Genomic DNA, 8,996 nt, shown 5'->3' on the forward strand with positions numbered 1-8,996 from the left:
TTATTTGACCTGCCCCAGGTTTGCTTCGCTTAAATCAAGATCTGCCAACACTTCTCGCAGGACGTCATCACCAATCTCGTGTTGGCGACTCAAGCTATAAAGTTCAAGGCGTTGTGCCCGCAGCGCCTTCAAACGCAAACGGCGTTCCAGCAGATCCATCTGGAACGCTAGCGCCTGGGCTTCTGCCGAATCGTTGAAAACTTCCAGTTGATGGCGATACTCGGACATGATCCGCGCCTTGAGTTCCGCCGAGAGAGCGGCTTGAGCGGCGTCCTGCGGGGCGACCTCCTCGGTCTCCAGGGCATGAATCGCCGCTTCGGCGGTCTTGCGCCAAGCGTCGCGCACTTCCTGGCGACGTTTGTCATCCGGGCTCTTTTCAATTCCGCGCAGCAACAGCGGCAAGGCGATGCAAGCCGACACCAGTGACAACAGGATCACCCCGGCGGCAATGAAAATCAGCAGATCACGCTCGGGAAAAGCATCGGCCCCCATCAACATCGGCACCGACATCACACCGGCCAGCGTCACCGCTCCACGCACCCCGCCGACGGTCAGCAGCCAGCAGGAGCGCGCGGTCGGTACCTGCGTCAGCTCGCCCTTGCCGCGCAAGCGGCGCAGCAGCACCGATAAACGCCAGATGCTCTGCACCCAGATAAACCGCAGCAATACCAGTGCCAGAAAAATTGCCACAACATCCAGACAGCGATAGAACAGCGTCGGCCACAATGTCGGTTCATGGCTGACCACAGCTTTGATGATGTCCGGCAATTGCAGGCCCAGCAGCAGGAAGATCAAACCGTTGAAGGCGAACTCCAGCAGCGACCAGACACTGCGATTGAGCAAGCGGGTGCTGGTCTGACGAGGCAACAGATCGAGCCAGCTCTGCATCATCCCTGCCGCCACGGCTGAGAGAATGCCCGAGACGCCAAGACGCTCCGCCAGCACATAAGCGGCGAACGGTAGCAGTAACATGAACACAACGTGCGTCGCGGGATCGTCCCAACCTCGAGCGATCATCCACGCCCGCAAGCGCCCGACCAGCCAGCTCAATGCCACGCCGACCGCCAACCCACCGAGCGCCACCACGACAAAGGTGAGGCTGGCGTTGGTCAGTGAGAACACCCCTGTGATAGCCGCCACCAGGGCGAACTTGAAGGTCACCAGACCGGAAGCATCGTTCATCAGCGCCTCGCCCTGCAATATATGCATCAGCGGGGTCGGCAAACGGTTTTGCGAAATGGCCGACACCGCCACGGCGTCCGTCGGCGACAACACTGCCGCCAGGGCGAAAGCAACCGGCAACGGAATTGACGGCAACAACCAATGAATGAAGTAACCGGCGCCGACCACGGTGAACAACACCAGCCCCACCGCCAGGGTCAGGATCGGCCCGCGCAAATGCCAGAACTCGCGCTTGGGCATGCGCCAGCCATCGGAAAACAACAAGGGTGGCAGGAACAGAAACAGGAACAATTCGGGATCGAGCGCCACATGCAAACCCAGCGTCGGCCAGGCGAGCAATGCGCCGGCGGCGATTTGTACCAGCGGCAGTGGCAACGGGATGACCCGTCCGACCAGCCGCGAAACGCTGACCAGCATCAGCAGGATCAGGACGGTGTAAGCGGTTTGCATAAAGCGGAAATCTCAGACAATCGACAGCGTTGAACTGCCATATTAGCTGCTTAGGATGAATCTGACCGTTGCACCTATGTCGCAGCTGCCGAATTGCAGTCCCTTGTGGGAGCGAGCCTGCTCGCGAAGGCGGTGGATCATTCAACAGGGATATTGCCTGACACGGCCCCTTCGCGAGCAAGCTCGCTCCCACAGGGTTTTGCAGCGTTACGACAACCGTGGCCGACGAAACCGTTTGGTCATGGCATAATCCGACACCATTTTTCTCCAGCACCTGTAAAGGGGGCGATTCCTTGACCGTTTCAAGTAAAACGTTGCACCTTTTCGGCATCAAAGCCTGCGACACCATGAAGAAGGCGCGCACCTGGCTCGATGAACACGCTGTCAGCTACGACTTTCACGATTACAAAAGCGCCGGCATCGACCGTGAACACCTGACCCAATGGTGTGACGAACATGGCTGGCAAACGGTGTTGAACCGCGCAGGCACGACCTTTCGCAAACTCGACGACGAACGCAAAGCCGATCTCGACCAGTCGAAAGCCATCGAACTGATGCTCGCTCAACCCTCGATGATCAAGCGCCCGGTGCTCGATCTCGGTGACCGAACCCTGATTGGCTTCAAGCCAGATATCTACGCGGCCGCTCTGAAGTAAGCAGCCCGTCACTCTTTGTAGAGGTGTATTTACATGTCCAATTCCCTGTTCAGCATCGCTTTTGGTGTCGGCACTCAGAACCGTCAAGGCGCATGGCTGGAAGTGTTCTACGCACAGCCACTGCTCAACCCTTCGGCCGAACTGGTCGCGGCAGTTGCGCCGATCCTCGGTTACACCGAAGGCAACCAGGCCATCACTTTCACCACCGCTCAGGCTGCGCAACTGGCTGAAGCCGTAAAAGGCATCGACGCCGTACAAGGCAAGCTGCTGACCCGTCTGGCCGAAAGCCACAAGCCACTGGTCGCCACCCTGCTGGCTGAAGACGCACAGCTGACCTCGACGCCTGAGGCCTACCTCAAGCTGCATCTGCTGTCGCACCGTCTGGTCAAGCCACACGGCGTGAGCCTGGCCGGGATCTTCCCGCTGCTGCCGAACGTAGCCTGGACCAGCCAGGGTGCAATCGACCTGAGCGAACTGGCTGAACTGCAACTGGAAGCGCGTCTGCGTGGCGAACTGCTGGAAGTGTTCTCGGTGGACAAGTTCCCGAAAATGACAGACTACGTGGTACCGGCTGGCGTGCGTATCGCTGACGCGGCACGTCTGCGTCTGGGCGCTTACGTCGGTGAAGGCACCACCGTGATGCACGAAGGTTTCATCAACTTCAACGCCGGCACCGAAGGCCCGGGCATGATCGAAGGCCGCGTTTCCGCTGGCGTATTCGTCGGCAAGGGTTCCGACCTGGGCGGCGGCTGCTCGACCATGGGCACTCTGTCGGGCGGCGGCAACATCGTCATCAAGGTCGGCGAAGGCTGCCTGATCGGCGCCAACGCCGGTATCGGTATCCCGTTGGGCGACCGCAACACCGTTGAGTCGGGTCTGTACGTGACCGCCGGCACCAAGGTGGCGCTGCTCGACGAAAACAACAACCTGGTCAAGGTTGTGAAGGCGCGTGAGCTGGCCGGTCAGACTGACCTGCTGTTCCGTCGCAATTCGGAAACCGGTGCGGTGGAATGCAAAACCCACAAATCGGCGATCGAACTGAACGAAGCGCTGCACGCTCACAACTAAGCAGCACATCGACCTCCTGTGGGAGCGAGCTTGCTCGCGAAGCTTTTGGCGTATTCCAGAACGCCTTCGCGAGCAGGCTCGCTCCCACAGTGTCTTGTGTACATCCCGCCCAAGTTCACAGGGCTGAACAAATGATGATTCCCTCCCCGTGGCGTGCCGATTTTCCGGCCATCGCCGCCCTGCAACGGCAAGACCAGACCTATCTGGACAACGCCGCCACCACGCAAAAACCCCAAGCCCTGCTCGACGCACTGACGCATTACTACGCTAATGGCGCAGCCAATGTGCATCGCGCGCAACACTTGCCCGGCGCCCACGCCACGCAGGCGTTCGAGGACAGTCGGCTGAAGGTTGCCCAGTGGCTGAATGCCGGTGACAGCGGGCAGATCATCTGTACCCACGGCGCCACCAGTGCGCTGAATCTCCTGGCTTATGGCCTGGAACATCTATTCCAACCGGGCGATGAAATTGTCATCAGCGCCCTGGAGCATCACGCCAACCTGCTGCCATGGCAGCAACTGGCACAACGGCGCAACCTGAAACTGGTGATCCTGCCGCTGGATGCCGACGGTCTGATCGACCTTGCTGCCGCTGTGCACCTGATCGGCCCGCGCACGCGCTTGCTGGCGGTCAGTCAGCTGTCCAACGTGCTCGGCGCCTGGCAGCCATTGCCGGCATTACTCGGCATGGCCAAGGCGCAGAACGCGCTGACCGTGGTCGATGGCGCCCAAGGCGTGGTGCATGGTCGGCATGACGTGCACGCGTTAGGTTGCGACTTCTATGTGTTTTCTAGCCACAAGCTCTATGGCCCCGATGGCCTCGGCGTACTGTTCGGACGCGACGCTGCGCTTGAACAGCTGAAGCCATGGCAGTTCGGCGGCGAAATGGTCCTGGAAGCCAACTATCACGACGCGCGTTTCCGCCCTGCTCCGCTGGGTTTCGAGGCGGGCACGCCGCCGATTGCCAGTGTCATCGGCCTTGGCGCGACACTGGATTATCTGGCGGGTCTGGATCAGGACGCGGTCTCTGCTCATGAAGCCGCGTTGCATGACTATTTGCTGCGTGGCCTCGCGGCGCGTAATGGCATTCGTCTGCTCGGCAAGCCGCAATTGGCGCTGGCGAGTTTTGTCGTCGACGGTGTGCATAACGCCGATTTGGCGCATCTGCTGACCGAGCAAGGTATCGCCGTGCGCGCCGGGCACCATTGCGCGATGCCGTTGCTGAAAAGCTTTGAGCTGGCCGGGGCGATTCGGGTGTCACTGGCGTTGTACAACGACTCCGAGGATCTGGAGCGGTTCTTTGAAGCGCTGGATCAGGCGCTGGAGTTGTTGCGATGAGCTTGCCGGTCGAGGCAGCTGAAGCGCTGCAGACTTTTCAGAATGCAGCGGGCTGGGAACAGCGGGCGCGGTTGTTGATGCAGTTTGGTGATCGTTTGCCGTCGCTCAGCGATGCGGACAAGTGCGAAGCCAACCGGGTGCATGGCTGTGAGAGTCAGGTGTGGCTGGTTGGCGAGTTGCACGACGGTCACTGGCAATTCAGCGCCAGCAGCGATGCGCGGATGATTCGCGGGTTGGTGGCGTTGTTGCTGTTGCGGGTTAACGGCTTGTCGGTGGCTGATTTAAAGCAAATCGATTTGCCGGATTGGTTTAATCAGCTCGGCCTGTCGCGCCAGCTATCGCCATCGCGCAGCAATGGCCTGAATGCCGTGCTCCAGCGAATGAATGAGTTGGCTGGTTAATCGCCATCGCTGGCAAGCCAGCTCCCACAGGGTTCTATGGTGTTCATAGATGCAGTGAACTTACCCAATACCTGTGGGAGCTGGCTTGCCAGCGATGAGGCCATAAGCCTCAGCATCAAATCTGAGGTTTAACTCGGTCAGCCGGGCGTCGAACCCCCGCGACAATCTTGTCCACAGCCTTGGTCGCCGCGACCATGCCGAACGTCGCCGTGACCATCATCACCGCGCCAAACCCACCCGCGCAGTCCAACTTCACGCCGTCACCCACAAAACTCTTCTGCAAACAAATGCTGCCATCCGGCTTCGGATAACGCAGTTGCTCGGTGGAAAACACACACGGCACGCTGTAATGACGGGTCACGGTGCGCGAAAAACCATAATCGCGACGCAACGTCGAGCGCACTTTCGAGGCCAACGGATCGTTGAAGGTGCGGTTGAGGTCGCAGACCTGAATCAGCGTCGGATCAATCTGCCCGCCCGCACCGCCGGTGGTAATGATCTGGATCTTGCGGCGCTTGCACCAAGCGATCAGAGCAGCCTTGGCGTTGACCGCGTCGATGCAGTCAATCACGCAGTCGATGTTCGGCGTGATGTATTCGGCCATGGTGTCGCGGGTGACGAAATCCGCCACGGCGTGCACGGTGCAATCCGGGTTGATCCCGCGCAGACGCTCGGCCATCACTTCGACCTTGGGTTTGCCGACGGTGCTGTCCAGCGCATGCAACTGGCGGTTGGCGTTGCTGACGCAGACGTCATCGAGGTCGAACAGCGAAATCTCGCCGACGCCACAGCGGGCCATGGCTTCCGCCGCCCAGGAACCGACGCCACCGACGCCGACGATCGCCACATGGGCCGCGCACAGGCGCTCCAGGCCTTCAATGCCATACAAACGGGCGATGCCTGCAAACCGCGGATCTTCTGTACTCATGACCATTACCCCAAAAACCGGCGCGCATTATAGGGCTATGCGGCGACAAGTTCTAAACATCAGCTACAAGTGTAAGAACTTAAGTCAAAGTCGGCTGCCCAATGTCGGGCATTTCCCTGTCTGATGTACGACTTGTGAACTGCCGGTGTAGGATGCGCGCCCCTCGGGCGTCTAGCCGACCGATCCTTCGTTCCACAGCCTTTGGAACCCGAAATAGCTATGTCATCGCGTAAATTTGGACTCAACCTGGTGGTGGTTCTGGCAATCGCCGCCCTGTTCACCGGTTTCTGGGCGCTGATCAATCGCCCGGTTTCTGCGCCGAACTGGCCGGAGCAGATCTCCGGTTTCTCCTATTCGCCATTCCAGCAGGGCCAATACCCCCAGAAGGATCAATATCCGTCTGACGAAGAGATGCGCCGCGACCTGGAGATCATGAGCAAGCTGACGGACAACATCCGCATCTACTCGGTCGACGGCTCGTTGCAAAACATCCCCAAACTGGCCGAAGAATTCGGCCTGCGCGTAACGCTGGGGATCTGGATCAGTCCCGACCAGGAACGCAACGAACGGGAAATCACCCGCGCCATCGAACTGGCCAACACCTCGCGCAGTGTGGTGCGCGTGGTGGTCGGTAACGAAGCGATCTTCCGTAAGGAAATCACCGCCCAAGAGCTGAGCGTGCTGCTCGATCGCGTGCGCGCGGCGGTGAAAGTGCCGGTGACCACGTCCGAGCAATGGCACGTCTGGGAAGAACACCCGGAACTGGCCAAGCACGTTGACCTGATCGCCGCCCACGTTCTGCCTTACTGGGAGTTCATTCCGGTCGACAAGGCCGGGCAGTTCGTTTTCGATCGCGCCCGCGACCTGAAAAAGCTGTTCCCGAAAAAACCATTGCTGCTCTCCGAAGTCGGCTGGCCGAGCAACGGCCGCATGCGCGGTGGCGCCGATGCATCGCCGGCGGATCAGGCGATCTACCTGCGCACTCTGGTCAACAAACTCAACCGCCAAGGTTTCAACTACTTCGTGATCGAAGCGTTCGACCAGCCGTGGAAGGCCAGTGACGAAGGTTCGGTCGGCGCCTATTGGGGCGTGTTCAACGCCGCGCGCCAGCAGAAATTCAACTTCGAAGGCCCGGTGGTGGCGATTCCGCAATGGCGTGTGCTGGCAGTCGGTTCGGTGGTGCTGGCACTGTTGTCGCTGACCTTGCTGATGATCGACGGCTCGGCGCTGCGTCAGCGTGGGCGGATCTTCCTGACCTTTATCGCGTTCCTTTGCGGTTCGGTGCTGGTGTGGATCGGTTACGACTACAGCCTGCAATACAGCACGTGGTTCAGTTTGACGGTCGGGTTCCTCTTGGCGCTGGGTGCGCTCGGGGTGTTTATCGTCTTGCTGACCGAGGCGCACGAACTGGCCGAAGCGGTGTGGATTCACAAGCGTCGACGTGAGTTCCTGCCGGTCGAGGGCGACTCCAGCTATCGTCCCAAAGTCTCGATCCACGTGCCTTGCTACAACGAGCCGCCGGACATGGTCAAACAGACCCTCGACGCACTGGCAGCGCTCGATTATCCGGACTACGAAGTCCTGATCATCGACAACAACACCAAGGACCCGGCGGTGTGGGAACCGGTGCGCGACTACTGCGCAACCCTCGGCCCGCGCTTCAAGTTCTTTCACGTCTCGCCGCTGGCCGGTTTCAAGGGCGGCGCGCTGAACTACCTGATCCCGCACACCGCCAAAGATGCCGAAGTGATCGCCGTGATCGACTCCGATTACTGCGTGCACCCGAACTGGCTCAAGCACATGGTGCCGCACTTCGCCGACCCGAAAATCGCTGTGGTGCAGTCGCCGCAGGATTATCGCGATCAGAACGAAAGCACCTTCAAAAAGCTCTGCTACGCCGAATACAAAGGCTTCTTCCACATCGGCATGGTTACCCGTAACGACCGTGACGCGATCATCCAGCACGGCACCATGACCATGACCCGTCGCTCGGTGCTGGAAGAGTTGGGTTGGGCTGACTGGTGCATCTGTGAAGACGCCGAACTCGGTCTGCGCGTGTTCGAAAAAGGCCTGTCGGCGGCGTATTACCACGACAGCTACGGCAAGGGTCTGATGCCGGATACGTTTATCGACTTCAAGAAACAGCGTTTCCGCTGGGCCTACGGTGCGATTCAGATCATCAAGCGCCACACCGGCAGCCTGCTGCGCGGCAAGGACACCGAACTGACACGCGGCCAGCGTTACCACTTCCTCGCGGGCTGGTTGCCGTGGGTCGCGGACGGCATGAACATCTTCTTCACCGTCGGTGCGCTGTTGTGGTCGGCGGCGATGATCATCGTGCCGCAACGGGTCGATCCGCCGCTGCTGATCTTCGCAATCCCGCCTCTGGCGTTGTTCGTGTTCAAGGTCGGCAAGATCATCTTCCTCTACCGTCGCGCCGTTGGCGTGAACCTGAAAGATGCCTTCTGCGCGGCACTGGCCGGGCTGGCGTTGTCGCACACCATCGCCAAAGCGGTGCTGTACGGCTTCTTCACCAGCAGCATTCCGTTCTTCCGTACGCCGAAAAACGCTGACAACCACGGCTTCTGGGTGGCGATTTCCGAAGCGCGGGAAGAGCTGTTCATCATGTTGCTGTTGTGGGGCGCGGCGCTGGGGATCTTCCTGGTCAACGGCATGCCGAGCAACGACATGCGTTTCTGGGTGGTGATGTTGCTGGTGCAGTCGCTGCCGTATCTGGCGGCCCTGATCATGGCGTTCCTGTCGTCGCTGCCGAAACCGGCGGCTGCACCGGAGCCGGCGCCGGTCGTCTAAATCCTCATCGATGCACTAAACGGCGGCCAATGGTCGCCGTTTTGCTTTAAGATAACCGCCATTTTGCGGGGCTTGGCGGCGTTCGGCTCATTGGCCGAACCCAATTCCTGTAGGAGTGAGCCTGCTCGCGATAGCGGTGTAACAGTCAATAGTTACGTTGACT

General features: G+C 59.9%; 7 protein-coding genes. 5 read left to right on the forward strand and 2 right to left on the reverse strand.

Going from position 1 to position 8,996, the window contains the following annotated elements; all coding sequences use genetic code 11:
- The gene (locus ACW9IR_RS03120) at positions 1-1,632 is read right to left on the reverse strand and encodes a Na+/H+ antiporter (RefSeq protein WP_016985101.1); all 1,632 of its coding nucleotides are present in this window, start codon (positions 1,630-1,632) and stop codon (positions 1-3) included.
- 293 nt (positions 1,633-1,925) lie between these two features.
- On the opposite strand from ACW9IR_RS03120, the gene ACW9IR_RS03125 reads away from it, so the two are divergent.
- From ACW9IR_RS03125 to ACW9IR_RS03140, 4 genes are all read left to right on the forward strand, one after another.
- On the forward strand, positions 1,926-2,288 hold the full coding sequence (locus ACW9IR_RS03125; RefSeq protein ID WP_016985102.1) for an ArsC family reductase: 363 nt from the start codon (positions 1,926-1,928) through the stop codon (positions 2,286-2,288).
- A gap of 33 nt (positions 2,289-2,321) precedes the next feature.
- Positions 2,322-3,356 carry a 2,3,4,5-tetrahydropyridine-2,6-dicarboxylate N-succinyltransferase gene (gene dapD, locus ACW9IR_RS03130; RefSeq protein ID WP_011332675.1) on the forward strand — a complete coding sequence of 345 codons (1,035 nt, stop codon included), beginning with the start codon at positions 2,322-2,324 and terminating at the stop codon, positions 3,354-3,356.
- A 131-nt stretch (positions 3,357-3,487) separates the two neighbouring features.
- Positions 3,488-4,693 (forward strand): aminotransferase class V-fold PLP-dependent enzyme, encoded by a 1,206-nt coding sequence (locus tag ACW9IR_RS03135; protein WP_457461578.1) that lies wholly within the window; start codon positions 3,488-3,490, stop codon positions 4,691-4,693.
- Positions 4,690-5,094: a SufE family protein gene (locus ACW9IR_RS03140; RefSeq protein WP_457461580.1), complete on the forward strand. Its 405-nt coding sequence runs from the start codon at positions 4,690-4,692 to the stop codon at positions 5,092-5,094. Before ACW9IR_RS03135 ends, ACW9IR_RS03140 begins: the two co-directional genes overlap by 4 nt.
- 115 nt (positions 5,095-5,209) lie before the next feature.
- On the opposite strand, the gene tcdA is transcribed toward ACW9IR_RS03140, so the two are convergent.
- On the reverse strand, positions 5,210-6,028 hold the full coding sequence (gene tcdA / locus ACW9IR_RS03145) for a tRNA cyclic N6-threonylcarbamoyladenosine(37) synthase TcdA (RefSeq protein ID WP_457461582.1): 819 nt from the start codon (positions 6,026-6,028) through the stop codon (positions 5,210-5,212).
- A 213-nt stretch (positions 6,029-6,241) separates the two neighbouring features.
- On the opposite strand from tcdA, the gene ACW9IR_RS03150 reads away from it, so the two are divergent.
- Positions 6,242-8,833 carry a glycosyltransferase gene (locus ACW9IR_RS03150; protein WP_457461584.1) on the forward strand — a complete coding sequence of 864 codons (2,592 nt, stop codon included), beginning with the start codon at positions 6,242-6,244 and terminating at the stop codon, positions 8,831-8,833.
- Positions 8,834-8,996 lie beyond the last annotated feature (163 nt).

Source organism: Pseudomonas sp. SDT291_1_S447 (assembly GCF_054070155.1).